1 protein-coding gene is annotated in these 746 nt (G+C 33.8%); it reads left to right on the forward strand.

Translation table 11 applies throughout. The annotated features are described in order from the left end of the window. Positions 1-708, forward strand: a 708-nt coding sequence (locus CQA53_RS12900; RefSeq protein WP_220272100.1) for a hypothetical protein, incomplete at its 5' end; no start/stop codon positions are given. Positions 709-746 lie beyond the last annotated feature (38 nt).

Consider the following 746-nt stretch of genomic DNA (forward strand, 5'->3'; position numbering starts at 1 on the left):
AAAACCCTAGCAAAAGTTGGTATCAATGTTCTAGGTAGAATTGCCACAGGGGCAGCAACAGGGGCAACTATCGGTTCTGGCTTTCCTATTGCTGGAACGATTGCTGGAGCTGTTGTAGGAGCAGTTGTAATGGGATTATTTTCGGATGCTGCTTATGATTATTTAAGTGGAGAGAGTGCAAGAAAAAAAGAAGCTGAAGAAGCAAGAATAGCAGAGGAGAGAAAGGCAGAAAAATTAGAAGAAATGTATGTTATCAAGATAAAACAAATCAATGATTATGTAATGCGGAAAAGACTTATTCAAAAAAGATACTTTACAGAAGAAGAGTATAAAATCTTGACTGAATACCTAACAAATCCAAATATAAGTTATTTTAAGGTGATACTATTTTATTTGAGTTGCCCAAACCTCATAGATGTTTATGTTGATAAAGAAACTAATATGAAAGAATTACAGATAAAACCCATAGCCAATGCTATCCCTCTCACCATAGAGATAGAGAAATGCTATGATGGTGCAAGTGGGAATCTCTTAAAAAATACAACAATATACATTTATAATCATAGGTTTAAGCGAGTAGTAGCTAAAGGACAAAGTGATGAGAGAGGAAAGCTCATAGTGCATAATGTCTATGTGGGTAAAGAAAATACTATCGATAAAGTAAGCTTTGTAGTAGATAGAGATAATTTTGATGAGAGGGTAGCGTAAATGAGTGAGAAACAATTAAATAATATAGAATCTAAAAA

Source organism: Helicobacter didelphidarum (genome assembly GCF_003364195.1).
In the GTDB taxonomy this organism is placed as follows: Bacteria; Campylobacterota; Campylobacteria; order Campylobacterales; family Helicobacteraceae; genus Helicobacter_A; species Helicobacter_A didelphidarum.